Origin of the sequence: Flavobacterium antarcticum DSM 19726, assembly GCF_000419685.1 — a bacterium.
GTDB classification, from domain to species: domain Bacteria; phylum Bacteroidota; class Bacteroidia; order Flavobacteriales; family Flavobacteriaceae; genus Flavobacterium; species Flavobacterium antarcticum.
On sequence record NZ_ATTM01000002.1, the window covers coordinates 443,354 to 467,820 of the forward strand.

The 24,467-nt window shown below is 35.5% G+C and carries 18 protein-coding genes; 10 read left to right on the forward strand and 8 right to left on the reverse strand.

Going from position 1 to position 24,467, the window contains the following annotated elements:
- Positions 1-23 precede the first annotated feature (23 nt).
- The gene (locus YWA_RS0105100; RefSeq protein ID WP_022827422.1) at positions 24-869 is read right to left on the reverse strand and encodes a DUF2911 domain-containing protein; all 846 of its coding nucleotides are present in this window, start codon (positions 867-869) and stop codon (positions 24-26) included.
- A 143-nt stretch (positions 870-1,012) separates the two neighbouring features.
- Here YWA_RS0105100 and YWA_RS0105105 point away from each other — a divergent pair, with 143 nt between their 5' ends.
- The 3 genes from YWA_RS0105105 to YWA_RS0105115 are packed head-to-tail and all read left to right on the forward strand — an operon-like array spanning position 1,013 to position 3,476.
- Positions 1,013-1,477 (forward strand): SRPBCC family protein, encoded by a 465-nt coding sequence (locus tag YWA_RS0105105; protein ID WP_022827423.1) that lies wholly within the window; start codon positions 1,013-1,015, stop codon positions 1,475-1,477.
- Between the two features lie 9 nt (positions 1,478-1,486).
- Positions 1,487-2,179, forward strand: coding sequence for an SDR family NAD(P)-dependent oxidoreductase (locus YWA_RS0105110; RefSeq protein ID WP_022827424.1), 693 nt, complete (start codon positions 1,487-1,489; stop codon positions 2,177-2,179).
- Between the two features lie 10 nt (positions 2,180-2,189).
- Positions 2,190-3,476, forward strand: a complete 1,287-nt coding sequence (locus YWA_RS0105115) for a cryptochrome/photolyase family protein (RefSeq protein ID WP_022827425.1) — start codon at positions 2,190-2,192, stop codon at positions 3,474-3,476.
- Between the two features lie 35 nt (positions 3,477-3,511).
- Here YWA_RS0105115 and YWA_RS0105120 read toward each other — a convergent pair whose 3' ends face one another.
- The 4 genes from YWA_RS0105120 to YWA_RS0105135 form a co-directional block, all read right to left on the reverse strand.
- Entirely contained in the window at positions 3,512-4,198 is a 687-nt protein-coding gene (locus tag YWA_RS0105120) for an HAD family hydrolase (RefSeq protein WP_022827426.1), read from the reverse strand.
- A gap of 5 nt (positions 4,199-4,203) precedes the next feature.
- A complete protein-coding gene (locus YWA_RS0105125; RefSeq protein WP_022827427.1) occupies positions 4,204-4,860 on the reverse strand; it encodes an HAD family hydrolase in 657 nt (218 codons plus the stop codon).
- A 164-nt stretch (positions 4,861-5,024) separates the two neighbouring features.
- Positions 5,025-5,867 (reverse strand): isoaspartyl peptidase/L-asparaginase, encoded by an 843-nt coding sequence (locus YWA_RS0105130; RefSeq protein ID WP_022827428.1) that lies wholly within the window; start codon positions 5,865-5,867, stop codon positions 5,025-5,027.
- A gap of 40 nt (positions 5,868-5,907) precedes the next feature.
- On the reverse strand, positions 5,908-6,804 hold the full coding sequence (locus YWA_RS0105135) for a cyanophycinase (RefSeq protein WP_022827429.1): 897 nt from the start codon (positions 6,802-6,804) through the stop codon (positions 5,908-5,910).
- A 258-nt stretch (positions 6,805-7,062) separates the two neighbouring features.
- Between YWA_RS0105135 and cphA the strand changes: the two genes are divergently transcribed.
- Positions 7,063-9,687 (forward strand): cyanophycin synthetase, encoded by a 2,625-nt coding sequence (gene cphA, locus YWA_RS0105140; RefSeq protein ID WP_026718601.1) that lies wholly within the window; start codon positions 7,063-7,065, stop codon positions 9,685-9,687.
- Positions 9,688-9,764: 77 nt separating this feature from the next.
- Here cphA and YWA_RS0105145 read toward each other — a convergent pair whose 3' ends face one another.
- From YWA_RS0105145 to YWA_RS0105155, 3 genes are read right to left on the reverse strand one after another with little or no spacing between them, the layout of a single operon-like run.
- On the reverse strand, positions 9,765-10,664 hold the full coding sequence (locus YWA_RS0105145; protein ID WP_022827431.1) for a patatin-like phospholipase family protein: 900 nt from the start codon (positions 10,662-10,664) through the stop codon (positions 9,765-9,767).
- Positions 10,661-12,739: a M1 family metallopeptidase gene (locus YWA_RS0105150; RefSeq protein ID WP_022827432.1), complete on the reverse strand. Its 2,079-nt coding sequence runs from the start codon at positions 12,737-12,739 to the stop codon at positions 10,661-10,663. Before YWA_RS0105150 ends, YWA_RS0105145 begins: the two co-directional genes overlap by 4 nt.
- 36 nt (positions 12,740-12,775) lie before the next feature.
- Positions 12,776-13,321 carry a DUF1697 domain-containing protein gene (locus tag YWA_RS0105155; RefSeq protein WP_022827433.1) on the reverse strand — a complete coding sequence of 182 codons (546 nt, stop codon included), beginning with the start codon at positions 13,319-13,321 and terminating at the stop codon, positions 12,776-12,778.
- Positions 13,322-13,390: 69 nt separating this feature from the next.
- Here YWA_RS0105155 and YWA_RS0105160 point away from each other — a divergent pair, with 69 nt between their 5' ends.
- The 6 genes from YWA_RS0105160 (at position 13,391) to pheT (ending at position 24,352) form a co-directional block, all read left to right on the forward strand.
- Positions 13,391-13,783 carry a hypothetical protein gene (locus tag YWA_RS0105160; protein WP_022827434.1) on the forward strand — a complete coding sequence of 131 codons (393 nt, stop codon included), beginning with the start codon at positions 13,391-13,393 and terminating at the stop codon, positions 13,781-13,783.
- A 125-nt stretch (positions 13,784-13,908) separates the two neighbouring features.
- A complete protein-coding gene (gene recG, locus YWA_RS0105165) occupies positions 13,909-16,011 on the forward strand; it encodes an ATP-dependent DNA helicase RecG (protein ID WP_022827435.1) in 2,103 nt (700 codons plus the stop codon).
- Between the two features lie 101 nt (positions 16,012-16,112).
- Positions 16,113-17,165 carry an efflux RND transporter periplasmic adaptor subunit gene (locus YWA_RS0105170; RefSeq protein ID WP_022827436.1) on the forward strand — a complete coding sequence of 351 codons (1,053 nt, stop codon included), beginning with the start codon at positions 16,113-16,115 and terminating at the stop codon, positions 17,163-17,165.
- Positions 17,166-17,216: 51 nt separating this feature from the next.
- Positions 17,217-20,309, forward strand: coding sequence for an efflux RND transporter permease subunit (locus YWA_RS0105175; protein WP_026718602.1), 3,093 nt, complete (start codon positions 17,217-17,219; stop codon positions 20,307-20,309).
- A complete protein-coding gene (locus YWA_RS0105180) occupies positions 20,299-21,618 on the forward strand; it encodes a TolC family protein (RefSeq protein WP_316928397.1) in 1,320 nt (439 codons plus the stop codon). Before YWA_RS0105175 ends, YWA_RS0105180 begins: the two co-directional genes overlap by 11 nt.
- Before the next feature lie 310 nt (positions 21,619-21,928).
- Positions 21,929-24,352, forward strand: a complete 2,424-nt coding sequence (gene pheT, locus YWA_RS0105185; RefSeq protein WP_022827439.1) for a phenylalanine--tRNA ligase subunit beta — start codon at positions 21,929-21,931, stop codon at positions 24,350-24,352.
- Positions 24,353-24,467 lie beyond the last annotated feature (115 nt).

Consider the following 24,467-nt stretch of genomic DNA (forward strand, 5'->3'; position numbering starts at 1 on the left):
CTTTTTCTGTATAGTAAAATAAATTATTTCTTGCTCCATTCAGCAATACTGTCTTTATTCATTTTAACGTAATCATTATTTTTTGCAGTTTCAGCAGCAGCTAAAGAAAGTTTTGCTGTTTCGATAGCTCCTTTTTTATCACCTAATTTTGCTTGAATTAATGATTTTTGTCTCAATTGCCAGAATGCCTTTTGAGGGCTCATTCCTAAAGCTTTGTCCACATACTCCAACGCCTTTTTCATATCACCATTTGATTGGAAATAATACGTTCCTGCTGCATAATAATCAGCTGCTGTTGGTCCGTTTAGCGCTTTGTCAATACTTGCCATTGCAATTTTATCCGTTGGAAAATCAATTCGAACAGGAACTAACGTTTTTTCCCAAGAAATTTCAAGGTGAGCAAAATTATTATCCAAGTTGTTCATTGCAACTGTAAACGTCTCTAATTTATTGTTCGACATTTGTGGTTTTGCAGTTGTTTTCAAAGCTACTTTTGCTTCGTCAAAATTTTCAGGATTTCCCCAATTGTCTGTGTCTTTGTAAAAAATAACATCCCACATATCCGCTTTTGGAATCGTGTATAATGCATACTTTCCTTTTGGTAAAGCCTTACCATCAATCATTACATCGTCTGAAAAGGTAATAATTGTATTAGCATTCGCACCTGTTCTCCATAATTTTCCAAAAGGAACTAAATCACCAAAAATAGTTCTTCCCTTTGCACTTGGACGACTGTAATCTATAGAAACATCCGTTAAACCCACTGATTGAGAAATCACTGCTTTAGGACTTGACTGTGGTGTTTTAACCTGAGAAAAGCCTGTCGAACAAACGACTGCCATCAATAACGTACTGATCATTTTTTTCATGTTGTAAATCTTATAAAGTTTAGATTTCAAAGATAGTATTCTAAGTGAAGTATAAAAGTTAAAATTATTATAAAGAAGCTTTTTTGTTTAATTAAGCACATCAAAGATTAAACATTATAACTACTTTTACTGAAATTTATTTTATGAAAATTTATAGTAAAAGTAGCAAGCAAAATATTCCCATTTCAATAGATGAAGCTTGGGCCTTTTTATCTAATCCCAGAAATCTAAAAGAAATAACTCCTTCTTACATGGGTTTTAATATAATTTCCGGAGCAGATCGAGCGATGTATCCTGGCCAACTCATACAGTATATTGTCACTCCAATCATGGGAATTAAAGCAAAATGGGTGACAGAAATCACGCATGTAGAACATAAAAAATATTTTGTTGACGAACAGCGCTTTGGTCCTTACGCTTTTTGGCACCACAAACATTTTATAAGAGAAATTCCCGGTGGCGTAGAAATGGAAGACATTATTGACTACAAAGTACCAATGGGAATTCTTGGCCAACTCGTACATCCTTTTTTGGTTCAACCAAAGTTGGATGAAATTTTTGAATACAAAAGAAAAAAATTAATTGAACTTTTCGGAGTTATAAAATAAAACAACACTATGAAAAACATACTTTTAATTGGCGGTTCACAAGGAATTGGTTTAGAAATCGCAAAAAATTTAAGTCAACAGCACAATGTAATTGTTGCCTCAAGAACGACCGGAGATTTAGCAGATTTGAATGTGAAACATCTTACATTTGATGCAGCAACGGACACTTTAGATTTAGATTCTTTACCTGAAGTTCTAGACGGATTTGTGTATTGTCCTGGAAGCATTAATTTGAAACCTTTTAAAAATTTGAAAATCGAGCATTTTCAAGAAGACTTAGAAATTAATTATTTACACATGGTAAAAATAGTGCAAACTATTTTACCTCGATTATTACAATCTTCTCAATCAAGTGTAGTTTTATTTAGCAGTGTCGCTGCATCAACAGGAATGCCTTTTCACTCAAGTATTGCAGGTGCAAAAGCAGCTGTTGAAGGGTTTGGAAAAGCAATTGCTGCTGAATTTGCACCAAAAATTAGAGTAAATACAATTGCTCCTTCCATAACGAATACGCCATTATCAGAAAAATTCTTAAATTCGGAGGCTAAAATGGAACGTTCTGCGGAAAGACACCCTTTGAAAAAAGTAGGGCAACCACAAGATATCGCTCAAATGGCGCAATTTCTGTTAAGCGATGATTCTTCTTGGATTACCGGACAAATATTTCACGTAGATGGAGGAATGTCCACTTTAAATATATAAAAAACAACGAATGACGATTTTTTGGTTTAGAAGAGATTTAAGATTAGACGACAATCATGGTTTATTTGAAGCTTTATCAGATTCTAAAGCTGTTTTACCAATTTTTATTTTTGATAAAACAATTTTAGACGAGTTGCCAAAAGGCGATCCTCGTGTAACTTTTATTCACGAATCGCTTTTCGAGATCAATTCTAAACTTAAAAAAATCGGAAAGTCTTTAGCGGTTTTCTATGGAACTCCTGCGGTTGTTTTTAAAAAATTATCAACTGAAAATAACGTAAAAGCAGTTTACACCAATCACGATTACGAACCTTATGCGTTAAAAAGAGACGGCGAATTAAATAATTTTTTTAACGAAAAAGGAATTGAATTTAAAACCTTTAAAGACCAAGTTGTTTTTGAAAGAAATGAAGTAGTTAAAGACGATGGTCTGCCTTATGTTGTGTATACACCATTCTCAAATAAGTGGAAAGAAAAGTTGAAAAACAATCCGATTGTAAACTATGATTCAGAAGGTTTATTAGAGCATATTTCAACGCACTCCTACCCATTTTTGAGTTTAGAAGAAATTGGCTTTAAAGCCTCAAAAATCAAGGTAAAACCATACGACATTTCAAAAAAAATTATTGAAAATTATAATGAAACCCGAAACTTTCCGGCAATAGATCAAACTTCATACGCAAGTGTTCATCTTCGTTTTGGCACAATTAGCGTTCGGAAATTAGTCCAATATGCAGCAAAATTTCAAGAGGAAACGTATTTAAAAGAATTGATTTGGCGCGAGTTCTTCATGCAAATACTGTGGCATTTTCCGCATACAGTTCACCAAAGTTTTCGTCCAAAATACGATGCCATTCAATGGAAAAATGATGAAAAATTATTTGAAAAATGGTGTCAGGGAAAAACGGGTTATCCCATTGTAGATGCTGGGATGCGGCAATTAAATAAAACAGGATACATGCACAATCGCGTTCGGATGGTTGTGGCAAGTTTTCTAACGAAACACTTGTTGATTGATTGGCGTTGGGGTGAAACGTATTTTGCCCAAAAATTATTAGATTACGAACAGTCGAGTAATGTTGGAAACTGGCAATGGGCTGCAGGATCAGGCGTTGATGCAGCTCCGTATTTCCGTATTTTTAATCCAACAGAGCAAGTCAAGAAGTTTGACAAGGATTTGAAGTACATTAAGAAATGGGTTCCGGAATTAGAAACACTTCAATATGCCAATCCAATTGTGGACCATAAAACTGCAAGAGAACTTTGCTTGAAAACCTATAAAGAAGCTGTTGGATAGTGTTTTTAGCCACGAATTTCACAAATTTTCACTAATTAATTCTGTGAATTATTCGGATTAATTTTTGAATAAATTTGTCGAATAGTATCGTAATTTAATTCTTTATAACTATAAATAATTTCATCTGCCAGTGATTGATTTTGCGAATTGACCTCAGCAGCTTTGTAAGCAATACAATAAATTTCTGCTGAATTCGCGGCTTTTATTCCGTTCGTACTGTCTTCAATAATGATGCATTCTGACTTTGAATGATTGGATAATTCAACTGCTTTCAAGAAAATAGCCGGATTGGGTTTTGATTCAGGAAAATCCGCACCACTTACTTTGTGCGAAAAGTATTTATTCAACTCAAACCGTTCGAAAATAGCATCGATGATTTCCATTTCAGAAGAAGAAGCTACAATAAGTTGCATTCCATTTTCGTGTAATTCTATTATTAAATCCTTAACACCAGCAATTAAAGCATGTGTAGAATCTTCGTCAAACGCTTTAATGAACAATCTGTTCTTCTCAGCGATTAATTCGGTAACGTTTGAATCCAAATTAAAATGATTTTTCAATTTCTTGTAAATCATCTTGTTTGAACTGCCTGTAAATGTGGCGAACAATTCATCAGAAACATCGATTTTCAGATTTCTAAATTGAATTTTACAAACTTGATGGTGAAGCGGTTCACTATTTACCAGAACACCATCCATGTCAAAAATCACAGTCTTTATCAAGGCAATTATTTTAAATTTTTAATTTGGTCCAAAGTCAGTTCGTCAAAATGATTCACAATGATATTTGCTTTAGATAAATCTTGCATTTTCGTATTTGCACTATTATAACCTACACAAAAGATGCCAGCGCCAACAGCAGCTTCAATTCCGTTCCAACTGTCCTCGATAACAATACATTCATTTTTGGGATTTTTTGACAGACTTGCCGCATGCAGAAAAATAGCTGGATGTGGTTTGCTTTTAGGAAAATCTTCTCCACTGACAATGTGAGAAAAATACTGATGCAGGTGAAATCTTTTGAAAACACGCTCAATAGTCACTTTCGAAGCAGAAGAAGCGACGATTAATTCAAAGCCGTTCGCATGCAAATTTTTAATTAAATCTTCAACGCCTTCAATTAAACACAAATCTTCTTTGGTATCAAAAGCATCATTAAAAATAGCTCTTTTTCGCTGAATTAAATCTTCCACTTCGTGATTGATTTCGAACGTACTTTTTAATTTTTGAAATACATTTCGCGTTGAATTTCCCGTATAAGTAGCAAACATTTCGTCTGTTACCGCAACATTTAGTTCGTCAAAATGTTTGAAATAAGCATAACGGTGAACGGGTTCTGTGTCCACGATTACGCCATCCATGTCAAAAATTACTGTGTTAATCATCTGAAAGTTGTGTTGTTATTTGAAGCGGCAAAGGTACGTTTTACTGATACAACTGCCAACTTGCTTTTGCAATGAAATTATATTTTTACGAAAGCTAATGTAAAATCAAAAATAAAGCCTGACAAAATAAATCATCAGGCTTAAAATATATTTTAAAAAAAGTTCTATTGAAAAACTTCTGAATTTTCTCCGTCATAACTTGCAAAAACCATAGTTGGATGCGAATCTTGGTGGAATATAGTTCCGTCTTTATCGATACCAATGGCTCCTGCAAAACCGTCAATTGGTTTCAATTCCTGAAAAGTTTTGGCGAAAGCCTCTTTCATTTCAAAACCGTCCGTTACACGAGTTACGATCTTTGCCGCAACCGCACCACTTACGATATCTTCACCTACTCCGGTCAAACTCACGCCACAAAATTCGTTTGCATAATTTCCTGCAACGGTCGCCGAATCAGAAATCCTACCAGGAACTTCAAAGCCTTTTCCTCCTGTTGAAGTGGCTACGGCAATTTTTCCTTCACGATCAAAAGCGACACAACCCACAGTTCCTTGTCCGTTTCCTGAAACTTTCGCTTCGTATTCTGCTTTTCGCTGCGGAATTTCGGTAGAGAATACTTCAAATCCATTTTTGCGTGCAAAAGCAGTTGCTCCACTTCCACCCAAAACTTTATCTTCACAATCCAATAAGTGTTGGGCTACAAAAACAGGATTTTTCACCTCTTCAATATTAATAACGCCACTCATTTTTAAAGTAGTTCCGTCCATAATTGAAGCACTCATTCGGATTTTTCCATCACTTTGAATTTGCGAACCAATTCCTGCATTAAAAAGCGAATTATTTTCCAGTAAACTCACGGTATAAATTACCGTTTCTAAAGCGGAATGATTTTGTAAATAGGCATGTCCTTCTTTCGCAATTTGCAAAAGCGCTACTTGCTTCGCTACTTTAGTTTCATTATTGGTGGACGATTCTGAAAAAAAACCGCCGTGTATAATAATTTTCATAGTAAATTCTAATTATGATGTTCTAAAATTTCACTTGTAATTAATCGGTTGGAACACCTAAATCATCCGCATATTGGGACGCGTTGATGTGCATTTTGTTTAATTTAATATCGTACGTATCGTACTTGCTTAAAACATGCGTTACCAAGTGATTGATTGAAATAGGCTGACCTAATTCTATTTGCGTTAAATTTGTATCTTTAATTTCACGACCATCTACGATGATTACTAAGCCAGAACCTATGGCTTCCATCGTAGAGTTATGTTTAATAAGCAATCCCGTGTCCTCTCCTAAACCAATTCCTAAAATCCTAGGATTACTAACAACTGCTTGAAATAAACGGCCTATTCTACCCCTTTGCACGAAATGCGTGTCGATTATTACTCCACCTATTAAACCCATTCCGCCTGTAATTTTCACTTCACCTTTAAGCAAAGCTTCAGAACTACTTCCTTGATAGATCATATTATTAGAAGCGGCTGCTGCACCTGCAGAAGTTCCAGCATAAATAAACTCTTCCGTTTGGTATTTTTTTAGCAATAAATCTTGAAACAAAGTCCCTCCCAAAATAGAAGTCAATCGCAATTGATCGCCACCGGTAACCATAATTACATCTGCTTTTTCTAATCGTGCAATAATTTCTGGATCTGCTGCTTGTTCTCTTTTCGTAATATCAAAAACGCCTACATTATCAGCACCCAGATGTGCCAATGCTTTCACATATTCTGCTCCAACTTCTTTGGGTATTTTTGAAGCGGTTGTCAAGATTTCAATACGTGATTCCGACTTGTGTTTTGATTCATCGATTAATCTTTTCAAAATGCCAGTCTCAAAAAAATTAAGATTTTTTGTAACGTCTTGGTCAAAGTGTCCTTCTGTAAAACTTCCTTTATCTACTGCTCCTCCAATTATTATTAGCTTTCCTTTAATTTCCATGTGTCTTTGTTAATTTGTAAAAGTAACGAAAATTTGAAAATGACCAAATATAACCGCTGTTTTTATAAGTAATCCTTAACGAAATACGACCTATTATTCATTTACAAAACGAAAACTGTAATTTATTCACTTTGATTAAAATTAAATAGAAAAAATGCAGAAAACTTATTTTATTTAACTAATTTTCTAAACTAAATTTTTTTGAAATCCATTTCAAATTGTAATTTAGTCCGACAAACCCAAAAAACCGCAAATTCAATGAAAATTTTAAAAGTACAAGTTTTACGAGGTCCTAATATATGGAGTATTTCACGTAAAAAACTAATCCAAATGCGTCTTGATTTGGAAAAAATGGAAGAATTTCCAACAGATAAAATTGATGGTTTCGCCGAACGTATTGAAGCAATGTTTCCCACAATGTTTGAACACCGTTGTTCTGAAGGAGAACCAGGCGGTTTTTTCTCCAGAGTACGTCGTGGCACTTGGATGGGTCACGTGATTGAACATATTGCATTAGAAATCCAAACTTTAGCAGGAATGGAAACGGGTTTCGGTAGAACGCGAGAAACGAAAACGCCCGGAATTTATAACGTGGTTTTTAGTTACACAGAAGAAAACGTAGGTATTTTTGCTGCAGAATCTTCCGTACGAATTGCAGAAGCTTTAATTGCAGGAACGGAATATGATCTTGAAGCAGACATTCAAGAAATGCGAGAAATCAGAGAACGTGTCCGTTTAGGCCCAAGTACCGGAAGTATTGTAGAAGAAGCCGTTTCGCGAGACATTCCATGGATTCGTCTGGGAAATAATTCACTTGTTCAGCTGGGTTACGGAATCAATCAAATGCGTTTTCAGGCAACAATAACTTGTAAAACAAGCAGCATCGCGGTTGATATCGCTTGTAATAAAGAAGAAACAAAACGACTTCTTGATTTGGCTTCAGTTCCTGTAGCGGCAGGAAGCATTTGCGTTGATTTATTAGATTTGGAAACAACGGTTGATAAAATTGGTTATCCTATTGTTTTAAAACCTTTAGACGGAAACCATGGAAAAGGCGCTTCAATCAATATTACAAATTGGGAAGATGCAGTTGCCGGATTGGCTTATGCTCAACAATACAGTCGAAGAGTGATTGTAGAACGTTTTATTACGGGATTCGATTTCCGAGTTTTAGTGATTGATAATAAATTAGTAGCGGCTTCAAAAAGAGTTCCGGCTCACGTAATTGGAAACGGAAAATCTACTTTACAAGAACTTATTGACATTACAAACGAAGATCCACGTCGAGGCTATGGACATGAAAATGTACTCACGCAAATTGATGTAGACCGTGATACGTTAGATTTGCTTAAAAGAGCGGAACTTACGTTGGAGAGCATCCCAAAGAGTGGTGAAATCATCTATTTAAAATCAACTGCAAATTTAAGTACAGGTGGAACTTCTGTTGATGTCACCGATATGATGCACCCGGAAAATATATTTTTGGCAGAACGTATTTCACGAATCATCGGACTTGATATTTGTGGAGTGGATATTATGGCAGAAAATTTGACGCAACCTTTAAAAGATAATGGAGGTTGTATTCTAGAAGTAAATGCAGCTCCAGGATTCAGAATGCACTTGGCTCCTTCTGAAGGATTGCCAAGAAACGTTGCCGCACCAGTAATCGATATGCTTTATCCTCCGGGAAAACCAAGTCGGATTCCAATTATTGCCGTAACGGGAACGAATGGAAAAACTACAACTACCCGACTTCTAGCACATATTGTTAAAAACAACGGGTTTAAAGTGGGCTTTACCACTTCTGATGGAATCTACATTCAAAATCATTTGATGGAAAAAGGCGATACAACTGGTCCACTTTCAGCGGAATATGTTTTGAAAGATCCTACAGTAGAATTTGCAGTTTTAGAAACAGCACGCGGTGGAATTCTTCGTTCAGGAATGGGCTTCAGTCGCTGTGATATTGCAGTAATTACAAATATCCAAGAAGATCATTTAGGTTTGAGCGACATTCACAACTTAAAAGATTTGGCACGTGTAAAAAGCACTGTTGCTGAAAGCGTAAAAAAAGACGGGTGGGCAGTTTTAAATGCAGATGATCCGGAGTGTATTGAAATCGGATCAAAATTAAAATGCAATGTGGCTTATTTCAGCATGGATGAAGAGCAGCCTTTTGTAAAAAAACTATCCAAAGAAGGGAAAATTGTTGCTGTTTATGAAAACGGGTATTTAACCGTTAAAAAAGGCGAGTGGAAAATCCGTGTCGAACGTGTTTCATTAGTTCCTTTAACGATGGGCGGTAAAGCAAAATTCATGATTGCAAACGCACTTGCCGCAACTTTGGCAAGTTATTTATGGGGTTTCAAAACGGAAGATATCAGTCAATCCTTGCAAACTTTCATTCCGGGAGTGGCACAAACGCCGGGAAGAATGAATATTTTTGAGTTCAAACGTTTCAAGGTATTGATCGATTTCGCTCATAATGCTTCGGGGTATTTAGGCGTTGAGGATTTCTTGAGTTCTGTTGATGCTAATAAAAAAATTGGAATTATAGCAGGTGTTGGCGATCGCCGTGACGAAGACATTAAGGAATGTGCCAAAATCGCAGGTCGAATGTTTGATCACATCATCATTCGCCAAGAAAAACACTTACGCGGCCGAACGGAACAAGAATTGATTGATTTAATCTTGGAAGGAATTTCGCTTAGCGGCAATAACGTCACGTATGAAATTATTCCTAAAGAAGTTGAAGCCATCCGACACGCTATTAATAGTGCAGAAGAAGGAACTTTTATTACGGCGTTAAGTGATGTGGTGACAAATGCTATTGAAATTGTGCAGCATTATTTAGACAAAGAAAATGAAGAAGGCGTAATTTAAAAACAGTTATATTGAGCAGCATTGATTTGATTTTATATCCCATAAAGTGAAATCAATGCTGTTTTATTTTTAAAAATTTATCGGTGGTCACTCATATCCTCATTTTTATTTTGAGCATATTCGTATCCTTGATGCCACCACATTTTCATTTTGCTTTTATTGAAAATCAAGGCATTATCCGTTAATTTTGTAGGTGTATAAAAAAGATTGAGCTTAACTCCTTTGCTTGTTGCCGTTAATTTTCCGATGGCAATATCATGCTTTTCAACTTGATCTAATAGTGTTCCAAACAAATCGACCATTAATGAAAATGGATTTTTACCGATGACCCGAGGAGCAGTTTGTGTTTCGGTTTCTAAAATTACAACATCCACTTCCGTAGCACCACGATTTATTGCTTCGGTTATGGGCACTAAGTTTGAAAATCCTCCATCGCCGTATTCGTAATTACCCTTTTTAACCAAACTCATAAACGGAATGTAATTGCAAGAAATCCAAATCCATTCACAAAATTCTTCGTACTCAAAATCGCGAATGCATTTATATTCCACTTGATTTAAAGTAATGTTCGTCACCGTAACCACGATATCACAACTCGACGCTTTAAGTTGGTTGAATTCTGTCAACGAAAAATTATCTTTAATGTATTTCAGTAATCGTCGGCTTTCGCCAAATGTCCGCCGTCCCTTAACAAATTGTTTCAGAACGTTAACGTGATTAATCGTTACAATATCAACGCCGTCTTTTTCCTTGATAATAAAGGGAGAAACATTAAAAATATTGTCCGAATTTACACTCGTGTAGATTTCGTAAATTTTATTTATTTTGCCTAAAGCCAAATGCGGAATCAGCAAGCTACCTGTAGAAGTACCCAGTAATAAGTCATATTGATTTCCCCTAACTTCCATCAGATATTGTGCAACACCTCCAGCAAATGCACCTTTACTTCCTCCACCTGAAATGACTAAAGCTCTCATATTTTCTCAGTAATTAATCGTTCCAACTGTATTTTTTCTCGCTCAGGAAGTTGCGGTACCATTTTTTCAAAAAATGTTCTATGAATGTCACTTTTTAATAAGTTTCTAATATTTTCTCGGGCAAATTTCACAAACTGCCATTTGTGACTTACCAAAGCATTCACTAAATATTTCAAAGTATTCTGATCGTTTTTATCCAAAAACAACAATTTTGTAACCGCGTTTTGACGCAAATTACTTTCATAATTTGGCGTCGCATAATCTAATAATTCCTCGTAATAAGCAACCTTTTTGTCTTGTTCAAAATCTTTTGTAGCCAAAGCCAAAGTCAGCCAAAGAACGCGTAAGTTTTTATCATTCAAGCCAACCCAATTCCGAGACTTATTCAATACTGAAATACGTTCTTCGGGAAAATCCGACCAATATTTATTCAATGCAATTTCTCTAGTGATATAAGATGCATCTTCAAAAAACGTAAGATAATTGCTTTTGAAATCGTCAGGGATTTCGCGTGTAGTTTTCGCAATCGCTTGTCGAACTCGAATACCGCTATTTTGCATCGCAAACTTTAATAACTCCTTCTTATTTTCGTAAGGAACGGACTGCAACTGGTAAATTACTTCTTCTTTCAAAGGATAAAAACCATTTCCTTTCAGCAAGTTTCTGTACGTGAATTCGGTTTCTGAAAAAGATTTTTCACTCAATCCTGAAACTTCAAAGTAAGCACGAATAAACGGACCTTTATTCAAAACAGCCAACGCATCTTTGGTTTGAAAAACAGCACTTTCCAACCACTCTTTTTTGAATTTCTGGGTGTCAAAATCAGAAACTTTATTGATTTCTGCTAGAAAATCATCCGTTTCTACATTTTTAAATTGGTATTTCAACAAGTAACTTTTTACTGCTTTTTGAAAATTTTCGTGACCTACATTTTCACGTAAGTAATGCAAAGCCCAAGCTCCTTTTTGGTAAAAAGTCAACGAACTTGCTTTCGGATTTAATATTGGAATCGTATCTGTTCTAGAAGCGCCAATCAATCTTTCAGCAATTTCATACAGTTGAAAATTAAAATGTTCACTTCCAAAAACTTTTTCTTCCGCCAATAAAGCATAGTACGTTGCAAAACCTTCTTGAAGCCAGTGGTGTTCCCCAGATTTTGCAGTAACCATATCGCCAAACCATTGGTGAGCAAGCTCATGAGCATTTACATTGATGTAATTTCTGTCATTAAATCCAATAGAATCAACGACGAAATCTTGCGCAAAAAGGGTTGAAGTAGTGTTCTCCATTCCAGCATATAGGAAATCTTTTACCGGAATTTGACGATATACTTCCCAAGGATAAGGAACGCCAATTTCATTTTCAAAAAAGTCGAAAATTTGTTGGCTATAGCGGTAAGTTGGCTCAAATTTAGAGACGTCGTTTGGCGCGATGTAATATTCTAAAGGCGTTCCGGAGTTTGCTACTTTCGTTTCCTTTTGAAATTTACCAATCGCCATCATTACCAAGTACGAACTCATCGGATGCGTCATCTGATAGTTCCAAATAATTAATGAATCTTTTATAGATTTTGCTGCCAAAACGCCGTTAGAAACGACTTCATAACCATTTTCAAAAGTAATTGTATTGTTGAAAATTACTTTTTCATTTTCGTCGTCAAAACTGGGCAACCAATGACTCGTATATTTACCTTGTCCTTGCGTCCAAATTTGTTTTCCATCACCTTCACCTACAAAATAAAGCGTTTGTTTTGGAGTCGCCTTATATTCAAACGTAAGTGTGTTTTTCCCTTTTTTATACCCTTTAAATAGTTGCAATTCTTTGCCTGAATTTTTGAAAACAACCACCTTATTGTTGATTTTCAAATTGGTGAAATTCATATTTATCGCATCAATTCTGATCGTATCAATGGAAGATTTTACTTCAAATTCATACGAAACAGTTCCCGAAATCGATTGTTGGTCAAAGTTTAAAGTCAGGTTTGAAGTTGCTGTTTTAAAATCAACTTTTGTGTTTTGTTGCCCGAAAATTAAGCAAGGAATTAAAAGTAAAAGATAGGATTGTAATTTCATCATAGAAGTTAATAATACCAAAGTTACAAAATTACGTGGTTAACGTTCTTCATACATTTTCAATAATTGCGTTACCGTATTCCAATTTCGAATCGTAGCAATTAGATTTAACTTCTTCTCAATATATTTTTGATCCAATCTTGTTTTACCAGCGCCAACTGCGTATTTAATAAAAATTTTATTGCCATCTATGATTGCTTCATCAGGTTTAAACTGACTGATTTTTAAATCATTGACACTTTCTGTTCGCAACGTATTAGATAAAAAGGCGACGTATAACTTTTTTGTATCGACGTCTTTTTCTTTTAAAAATGGATTGGTTTTCAAGCATTTTTCCAAGTCTTCTTTGCTAACCACAACCACAGGAACTTCATGACCAAATGCTTTGAAAATCTCATGTTTGATTTTAAAACCAACAGAAGCAGCACTTTCTTCTTCCGAATCTACAAATACATTTCCGGATTGAATGTAAGTTTGCACATTTTGAAATCCAACAGATTCGAGCATGCTTTGAAGCGCGTCCATTTTCATCATATTGTGGCCAGAAACATTGACTCCTCGAAGTAGAATAAGGTGAGTTTGCATTGATTTATATTTTAGAATTTCAAATATAAAGTTTTTCGAAACTAAAATTCTGTATTAAAACAGAAATGTATGCAATTCATTCTTAAACGCCAATTAGAAAGTCACTTAAGAAAAGCGTTAAAGATTTCACATTTCACAGCAAAAAGAAAATTATATGCTAAATTTACGAAAACCAAATTACCAATTAAAATGAATAACGAAGAACTTAAAAACGAAGCTTTAACTGAATTAAAATCTTTACTTGCAGAATTAAAAAGCAAAGGAGATTGCTATTTAAATGTGGAAACTTATAAAAATGGAATTAAAGCACATATTGTCTGCAACAACGAAATTAGCAGTCGTAAAGTAGAAGTTGGCGATGCTATCGGTGATGTTTTGGGTTCAAATGGTTTAAATAAATCTTCGAAAGAGTCCGATATAATTATGATTGCAGAAGGTGTTTTCGGAAAAAGAGACCAATAATACTTCTATGTTTAAAAAATAGAAACAGGTAATTTATAAGGTTATTTTACAATCCTCAATTTTCAAATTCACCAATTAAAATCTATCTTCGCTTCGCATAAAAATCTAGTTCAGAAAGCGAATAAATGAGTCACGTATTACAAAATCCTATTGAATTTTTAAAAGGCGTTGGCCCCAATCGGGGTGAACTGCTTCGTAAAGAATTGGGAATATACAAGTACGGCGATTTATCTTTGCTTTTTCCAAATCGATACATTGATCGAACCCGTTATTATAAAATTAATGAACTGACGCCAACAAATGCTGAAGTACAATTAATGGGCAAAATCACGAATTTAAAAACCATTGAACAAAAACGGGGCAAACGATTAGTAGCGACTTTTAAAGACGAAACGGGTCAAATGGAACTTGTATGGTTTCAAGGTCAGAAATGGGTTAAGGAAAATTTGAAATTGAATACTGATGTAGTAATTTTCGGTAAATGTTCCGCTTTTAATGGCGTTTTCAACATGCCACATCCCGAAATTGAATTGTTAGCTGAACACCAACAAAGCTTACGTTCCGCAATGCAACCCGTTTATCCGTCAACTGAAACACTTTCAAACCGAGGAGTTACCAACAGAACATTGGTAAAAATGATGGAACAGTTATTTTCAGAACCGCAATTAAATTTCATAGATCCACTCCCCGATTATTTAATCAACGAACTCAAGTTGGTTTCAAAAAATAAGGCGATTTTCAACATTCATTTTCCGCAAAGCACGGAAGATTTGGCGAAAGCCCAATTCAGATTGAAATTTGAAGAATTATTTTTCATTCAAATGCAATTGATTACGAAGAATCTGATTCACAAGCATAAAATAAAGGGACATCAGTTTGCAAGCGTTGGAACTTATTTCAATGAATTTTACAGCAAACATTTACCATTTGATTTGACTGGCGCTCAAAAAAGAGTATTGAAAGAAATCCGGAATGACATGGGAAATCCCGCTCAAATGAACCGACTTTTACAAGGCGACGTTGGAAGCGGAAAAACGATTGTGGCTTTGATGAGTATGCTTTTGGCTTTAGACAATGGTTTTCAAGCGTGTTTAATGGCGCCAACAGAAATTTTGGCCAACCAACATTTTGTTGGACTTTCAGAATTAGCAACTCCTTTGGGTTTAAATATCAAACTATTAACCGGCTCCGTGAAAATTGCACAACGCCGAATTATTCACGAAGAACTAGAAAACGGAAGTTTGGATATTTTAATTGGAACACACGCCTTAATTGAAGATAAAGTTAAATTTAAGAATTTAGGATTGGCAATTATTGACGAGCAACATCGTTTTGGCGTCGAGCAACGTTCTAAACTTTGGAAGAAAAATACCATTCCACCACACGTTTTGGTGATGACGGCAACGCCAATTCCAAGAACGTTGGCGATGAGTTTGTATGGCGATTTAGACATTTCAGTGATTGACGAATTGCCTCCGGGAAGAAAACCCATTCAAACCGAACACCGTTTTGATTCAAATCGATTGAGAATTTGGAAATTTATACGCGATGAAATTGACAAAGGACGCCAAATTTACATCGTTTATCCACTGATTCAAGAATCAGAAAAAATGGATTACAAGGATTTGATGGACGGTTACGAAAGCATTTCAAGAGATTTTCCACTTCCAGATTACGCAATTTCTATTGTGCATGGCAAAATGAAACCGGCTGAAAAAGAGTCTGAAATGCAACGATTCATCAAGGGAAAAACGCAGATTATGGTTGCTACAACGGTGATTGAAGTTGGCGTGAATGTACCAAATGCAAGTGTAATGATTATTGAAAGTGCCGAACGTTTTGGACTTTCGCAACTCCACCAACTTCGCGGTCGTGTAGGTCGTGGTGCAGAACAAAGTTATTGTATTTTGATGACTTCGTATAAATTATCAGAAGACAGTAAAGTACGGATGGAAACGATGACGCGAACAAATGACGGTTTTGAAATTGCAGAAGTCGACCTAAAACTTCGCGGTCCTGGAGATATTATGGGTAAACAACAAAGCGGTATTTTAAACTTAAAAATTGCCGATTTAGTCAAAGATCGAGAAATTTTAGAATTAGCACGTCATCATGCGTTGAAGATCTTAAAAGCGGACGCACCACTTGTTAAACCTGAACACGAAACTTTACGAAAAGTGTTCATTGAAATGGCTAAAAAGCAAAATATTTGGAATTATATAAGTTAGAGCAAATTTTAACACACAACATTTGTTAAAAAAAGTCTAACTTAAAAAAGACTCCAATTTATAACCTTTAGTTTTGTCTGTTTCACCTCTTAAATTTCCACATGAAGATAAAATACTTAGTTTACGCCTTAATCATTATAGGTTTGGGAACCTTAATTTTTTACCGAATTAGCGCTAATAAAGAAGATAAAAAAGACCCCAACTTCAAGCAAGGTCCAACGGTTGTTTTCGGAAAAGTGTTACAACCACAAGAATTTGCAGATAATTTAAGTCTCACGGGAACTTTAGAAGCGAATGAACAAATTGAAGTGCGTTCCGAAGTTTCTGGTGTCGTGGAACAAATTAATTTTGATGAAGGAAGCTCCGTGACTAAAGGTCAGGCACTTATAAAAGTCAACGATATTGAACTTCGTGCTGAATTACGAAAAGTACAAACTGCTCAAGGTTTGTCTTCTGAAAATGCCCGTCGTGCAAAATTGTTATTGGATAAAGAAGCAATTAGTCAAGAAGAATTTGACATTGCCACTGCAGACTACAAATCGGCTCAAGCCCAAGTGCAACTCATTCAAGCACAACTTTCTAAAACTACCGTTCGTGCACCTTTTTCAGGAAAAATAGGTTTGCGTTCCATTTCTAAAGGAAGTTACATCTCTCCTACTACGATGATTGCGAAGTTGGTCAACACCAATCAGCTGAAAATAACTTTCTCTATTCCGGAAAAATACGCCCAAACCATGAAAGTCAATCAAACGTTAACTTTCACGACCTCAGGCTCAAAAGAAGTATACAATGCTAAAATTTACGCAATCGAACCCGAAATTGAAATTGAAACTCGAACATTAAAAATTCGTGCAATTGCTGATAATAAAGAAGGAAAACTAATTCCTGGAACATTTGCAAATGTGAGTTTACCGCTTGCAAAGCTAGAAAACGCACTTTTAGTTCCGACAGAAGCTTTGATTCCAATTCAAAATGGTAAGAAAATATTTGTTTCTGTAAACGGAAAAGCAAAAGAAATCATTGTAGAAACAGGTGCTCGAACCGATAAAGATATTCTAATTACTTCAGGCCTGAAAGCAGGTGACACTATTTTGACTTCTGGTGTAATGACGTTGAAAAACGACAGTCCTGTAAAAGTGAAACTTCAAAAATAGATTTTCAAACTAGGTCAAATCCTAAATCTAAAATCCTAAATCTAAAATCTAATGAGTTTATCTACCTTAAGTATTAAACGTCCGGTTTTGACCATTGTGATGAACCTTGCCATCGTGCTGTTCGGAATTATTGGTTATACCTATCTTGGCGTTCGAGAATTCCCATCCATTGACCCGGCTCAAATTTCAGTTCGCACCAATTATTCGGGTGCCAATGCGGATATTATTGAATCTCAAATCACTGAACCGCTAGAAAAAGCAATCAACTCTATTGATGGAATTCGGAATATAACTTCTTCGAGTAATCAAGGTTCGAGCAATATTAATATCGAATTCAATTTAGATAAAAATCTAGAAGAAGCGGCGAATGACGTTCGAGATAAAGTTTCTCAAGCGATTCGCAGTTTGCCACAAGATATTGACGCGCCACCGGTAGTTTCCAAGGCCGATGCCAATTCAGATGCGATTATTACGATGACCATTCAAAGTGATAATAAGAACGTAATTGAACTTTCGGATTATGCTGAAAATGTAGTTGCACAAAGACTTCAGACGATTCCTGGCGTGAGTAGTGTTCAAATTTGGGGACAGAGAAAATACGCGATGCGACTTTGGATTGACCCTTCAAAATTAGCTTCATACGGATTGACGACTTCGGATGTTCGAACGGCTTTGAATGCACAAAACGTGGAACTTCCTTCAGGGAAATTAACCGGAGCCAACACTGAATTAACCGTTAAAACATTAGGCAATCTTTCTACAGAAGACGAGTTCAATAACATCATTATTCTAGCAGATGGCGACAGAGTGGTTCGTTTAATTGATGTTGGAAAAGCAGCTTTAGAAGCTGAAAATTTAGAAACAAAATTGAGTGATTCGGGCCAACCAATGGTAGGAATGGCAATCGTGCCGCAACCAGGAACCAATTATCTGGATATTGCGAATGCTTTTTACAAAGAATACGATAAAATCGAAAAGGATTTACCTAAAGATTTTAAATTAAATGTCGCCATTGACAATACGATTTTCGTAAAACGAGCTGTTGAAGAAGTAGCTGAGACACTACTGATTTCGATTGTTTTAGTAATTTTAATTATCTATTTATTCTTTAGAAATTGGGCAATCGCATTCCGACCTTTAATTGATATTCCCGTTTCGCTTATCGCAACGTTTTTTATCATGTGGTTGTTCGGATTTTCAATAAATGTGTTGACACTTCTAGCCATTGTTTTAGCAACCGGATTAGTAGTAGATGACGGAATTGTAGTCACTGAAAACATTTTCAAAAAAGTAGAAGAAGGCATGTCGCCCATTGAAGCGGCAATTAAAGGTTCAAACGAGATTTTCTTCGCCGTAATTTCGATTTCGATTACGTTAGCGGCAGTATTTTTACCTGTGATATTTCTAGAAGGATTTGTAGGTCGACTCTTTAGGGAATTTGGCGTCGTCATTGGTGCGGCAGTTTTAATTTCTGCTTTTGTTTCGTTGACTTTAACACCAATGTTGAACGCTTATTTGATGAAAAAAGGCGAACAGAAAAGGTCGAAATTCTACGACATGACTGAACCCTATTTCGTTAAAATGAATACCACTTATGCCAATTCTCTGAAGCGATTTATGGTTAAAAAATGGATTAGTTTTCCAATTATCATTGGTTGTATTGGTCTTATTGTTCTGTTTTATTCACTACTGAAAAAAGAAACTGCTCCTTACGACGATAGAAGTTTTATCAGTCTAAATGTTTCGGCTCCAGAAGGTGTTTCTTACGATTACATGGACCGATTCATGAATGAATTAACCGAATTAATCAACGATTCCATTCCGGAGAAAAAGGTGAGTTTGATAATCACTTCACCAGGTTGGGGTTCCTCTTCAGTGAATAGTGGTCGAGCTCGAATTCGTTTAGTAGAACCGGGCGAACGTGAAAAAACACAGAGTGAAATTGTTCAAGAGTTAAGTGGTTGGACCAAACAATATTCAGAAGCAAAAGTTTCCGTCTCTGAATCACCAACGATTTCTGTAGGTCGTGGTGGTGGATTTCCGATTCAATATATTATTCAAGCACAAAATTTTGAAAAATTGCAGGAAAAAATCCCTGAGTTTATGGATGCTGCGGCAAATGACCCAACGTTCTCTGTAACGGACGTGAATTTGAAATTTAACAAGCCGGAAGTTTACGTAACAATTGACCGTGAAAAAGCGCAAAGTCTAGGGATTTCTGTAATTGATGTGGCGCAAACCTTACAACTTTCTTTGAGTGGACAGCGTTTTGGTTACTTTATGATGAATGGAAAACAGTACCAAGTCATTGGACAATTTGACAAAAAAGACAGAGATACACCAATGGATTTGACTTCTATTTTTGTAAAAAACAAAGAAGGAAGATTGATTCAATTGGATAATGTTGTTACTATTGAAGAACAAAGCAGTCCACCCCAATTGTATCATAATAATAGATATATGTCGGCTACCGTTTCTGCGAGTTTAGCCCCTGGAAAAAGTATGGGTGAAGGAATTGCCGCAATGGAATCGATCAAGGAGAAAGTATTAGACGACAGTTTTACAACTGATTTAGGCGGAGAATCGCGCGATTTTGTTGAAAGTAGTTCTAACACCGCTTTTGCTTTTGGATTAGCATTATTACTTATTTTCTTAATCTTATCGGCTCAATTTGAAAGTTTTATCGACCCATTTATTATTATTTTGACTGTTCCAATGGCAATTGCTGGAGCGATGTTTTCGTTGTGGTTGTTTGGACAGACTTGGAATATTTTTAGTCAAATTGGAACGATTATGCTGATTGGTTTGGTAACTAAAAACGGAATTTTAATTGTCGAGTTTGCCAATCAATTGCGCGAACAAGGAAAATCGAAATACGATGCCATTGTGGAAGCTTCAGAATCCCGATTACGACCTATTTTAATGACTAGTTTAACGATTGCTTTAGGAGCATTACCAATTGCTTTGTCATTGGGTGCCGCATCCACAAGCCGAATAGGAATGGGAGTTGTTATCGTTGGTGGAACTTTATTTTCACTTGTTTTGACCTTATTTGTAATCCCATCGATTTACTTAATGTGGTCGAGAGAACGCAAACACCATCCTGAATTTGACCACGTAAAAGAATATGAAAATGAAATTTAAAATAGCCCAATATACTTTAGCTGTTCTGTTTTTTTTAGGAAGTACAAACCAAGCTTTTAGCCAAGAAATTTTGACTGTGGAAAACGCGGTTAAAATTGCTTTAGAAAATAATTTCGACATTCAAATTGCGAGTAATAATGCAAAAATTGACGCAACGAACGTAAGTTTGGCGAATGCCGGAATAGTGCCGAATTTAGATGCTGTTTTGACGAATTCGAATAGTATTTTAGATACGAAACAAACGCAATCTGACGGATCGATTAGAGATTTAAAAAATGCCAAAAACATGAATTTGTCTTATGGTTTGGCATTGAATTGGACGGTTTTTGATGGTTTTAAAATGTTTGCCAAACACGAACAGTTGAAGCAAATGGAGCAATTGGGGAATACTGAACTTCAGTTTACAATTTTGAGTAAAGTAGGAACTGTTTTAGAAACGTATTATCAAATTGTACAACAACAACAGCAATTAAAAGTGTTGGATACGACTTTAGTTATTTCTCAACTTCGATTGGATTTAGCAAAAAACCGGTACACAATTGGGAAGGCATCGAAGTTAGAAGTATTAAATGCAGAAGTAGATTGGAATACAGACAATACCAATTTGCTGCGTCAGAAAGAATTGTATTCGAATACGAAAACGGCTTTAAACGAACTTTTAGCAAGAGATTTGACTTCTGAATTCTTAGTTTCTGAAGAAGTTATTATTGATAAAGCATTGCAGCTTGCCGATTTAAAAACAAAAGTTTCGAGTCAAAATCCACAATTGCAGATGCAACTTTTAAACAAACGAATTGCCGAACTTTCGCTTAAGCAAGTGAAAGGCGACCGCTACCCTACTATTGAACTGAGTTCAGGCTATAATTTTACACGTTCAGAATCGTCGTTGGGATTTGTATCGCAATCCACTGGAAATGGTTTAGTTTATGGCGTAAATGCTCGAATGAATATTTTCAACGGGAGTTTGCAAAATAGGAATGAAAAGGTCGCAAAAATCAATGTACAGAATGCAGAAATTTATTTAGAACAACAAAAAACGCAGTTGGAATCACATCTATTAACGGCATATAACACTTATTTAACCAACATTCAACTGACGGAATTGGAAGATAAAAACGAGAAAATTGCGGAGCAAAATCTAGATATTACGTTAGAAAAATTCAAAATTGGAACGATTACTACTGTTGAATTTAGGACGGCTCAATTGAATTATGTGAATGCTAAGTTCAGAAATAATTCGGCTCAATTTCAAGCGAAGTTATCTGAAATTGCTTTGAAGGAATTAGCGGGAAATTTGGATTTGAATTAATAAAGTGTTACTTAAATGATTTTTTAGAGTTCTTTTTACAAGATTTTATTTCAATTCGAAGTACTTATATTCTTTTACCATACAAATAGGTAATTTTTCCGAAAATAAACAAATTGACATTATTATAATTTGCAAAATTGGGGTATTATTATTTTCAATTTAAATGACTTCTGTTTCTGCAGTGTCGTATTAAAATCAATTTCACTACTAAATTTTATCGGAGTAAAAAAGCACGAATATTCTTTCCAACTCCAATTCGCAATGATTATATTTGCATTCGATTTTAAATACCCAAACAAATTACAAGCAAATGAAAATTTCTTACAACTGGTTAAAGCAATTTATCAAAACCGACTGGACTTCTGAAGAAACCGCTACTTTACTGACCGATTTAGGTTTAGAAGTAGAAGGTGTTGAAAAATTTCAATCTGTAAAAGGAGGTTTAGAGGGAATTGTAGTAGGACATGTTTTGACTTGTGTACAGCATCCAAATGCAGACCGACTGAAAGTAACTACTGTTGATATTGGTACGGGAATTCCTGTGCAGATTGTTTGTGGTGCTTCTAATGTTGCAGCAGGACAAAAAGTGCCTGTAGCGACTATTGGAACCACACTTTACGACGCGGATGGAAAATCATTTGTAATCAAAAAAGGTAAAATTCGCGACCAAGAAAGCCACGGAATGATTTGTGCCGAAGACGAATTGGGTCTTGGAACGAGCCACGAAGGAATTATGGTTTTGGACGAAGATTTAATTCCTGGAACAACCGCTTCTCAAGTCTTCAATATTGAAAATGACGAAGTTTTTGAAATTGGCTTAACGCCAAATCGTGCAGACGCAATGAGCCACATGGGTGTTGCACGAGATTTAAGAGCTGGAATGCAGCAAAAAAATATCTCAACCGAATTTATTACACCTTCGGTTTCGAATTTCAGAGTGGACAAACGCATTTTGAAAATGGATGTTTCAGTTGAAGACAGCAAATTAGCACCAAGATATTGTGGCGTTACCATATCAGGAATTACAGTAAAACCTTCTCCTGATTGGTTGCAAAACCGACTAAAATCAATAGGTATAACTCCTAAAAACAATATAGTAGACATCACAAATTACGTTTTGCACGAATTGGGACAACCTCTTCATGCTTTTGATGCTGCAAAAATAAAAGGCAATAAAGTTGTGGTAAAAACACTTCCTGCCGGAACAAAATTCACCACTTTAGATGATGTAGAACGTACGTTGCACGAGGAAGATTTAATGATTTGTGACGAAAACGGACCAATGTGTTTTGCAGGCGTTTTAGGTGGAATCAATTCAGGAGTTAAAGAAAATACGAGTACTTTATTTTTAGAAAGTGCTTATTTTAATCCTGTTTCTATTCGAAAAACTGCTAAAAGACATTCGTTGAGTACCGATGCTTCCTTCCGTTTTGAAAGAGGTATAGATCCAACAATTACAGAATATGCATTGAAACGTGCGGCAAATTTGATTATCGAATTAGCCGGTGGAGAAATTACTTCAGACATTACCGATATTTATCCAAAGAAAATTGAAGATCATTCTGTGGTTTTGAACTACACGAAGACTGCTAAAATTATTGGTGAAGATCTATCAAAAGAAACGATCAAAAAGATTCTGGCTTCATTAGACATTAAAGTCAATAGCGTTTCAGACGTAGGCTTAGGCTTGACAATTCCAAGCTATCGTGTGGATGTGCAACGCGATGTAGATGTAATTGAAGAAATTTTACGCGTTTACGGATACAATAATATCAGTTTCAGTAAAAAACTAAATGCATCTGTTGCTAATGCTCCTCGAAATGAAGATTATAAAATGCAGAATATTGTTGGCGGTCTTTTAAACGGTTTAGGGTTTAATGAAATGATGGCAAATTCTTTGACTTCGCCGGATTACATTAAACTTTCAGATGATTTAAAAGAAGAATTTAATGTAACGATACTCAATCCGTTGAGCCGCGATTTATCAGCAATGCGACAATCACTTTTGTTCTCCGGACTAGAAGCTTTATCGTATAACATCAACCGTCGTGCGACCGATTTGAAGTTTTATGAATTTGGAAAAACCTATCATAAATTACCCGCAGGTTATGAAGAGCCAAAGCACTTGACTCTATTTGTAACAGGAGCTAAAGATGGAGCGTCGTGGACAAATCCGCAAAAAGCAAGTGATTTCTTTTTATTCAAAGGATACGTAAGTAGTATTTTATCCCGTTTTGGATTGGAAAAAGTACAGAGCGAACCTGCAACTTCTGACGTTTTTGTAGAAGGAATGGCATTTACAATAGGAACTGAAAAAGTAGTGCAATTTGGAACAGTCAAAAAATCAATTGCCAAAGCTTTTGATATTAAACAAGAAGTTTTTTATGCCGACTTTAACTGGAACGCGATTTTAAAATTGGTTGGAGGTAAAATTAAATTTACAGACATTCCTAAATATCCTGAAGTACGACGTGATTTGGCCTTACTTGTAGATCAATCGGTTCAGTTTGATAGCATTTATAAAATTGCGCGACAAACTGAAAAATCACTGTTGAAAAATATTGATTTATTCGACGTTTATGAAGGGAAAAATTTACCGGAAGGTAAAAAATCGTATGCAGTAGGATTTACGATTCAAGATGCAACTAAAACATTAACTGATTTGCAGATTGACAAGATTATGTCTAAATTAAAGAAGAACTTTGAAACAGAATTAGAAGCTGTGCTGAGGTAGATTTCTCAAAGTAAATTATATAGAAAAGGACTTGTAATCATTTACAAGTCCTTTTTTTTAATTTAAATTTTCACACGTATAACACTAATTAGAATAGAACGTAAATTTTGCCACA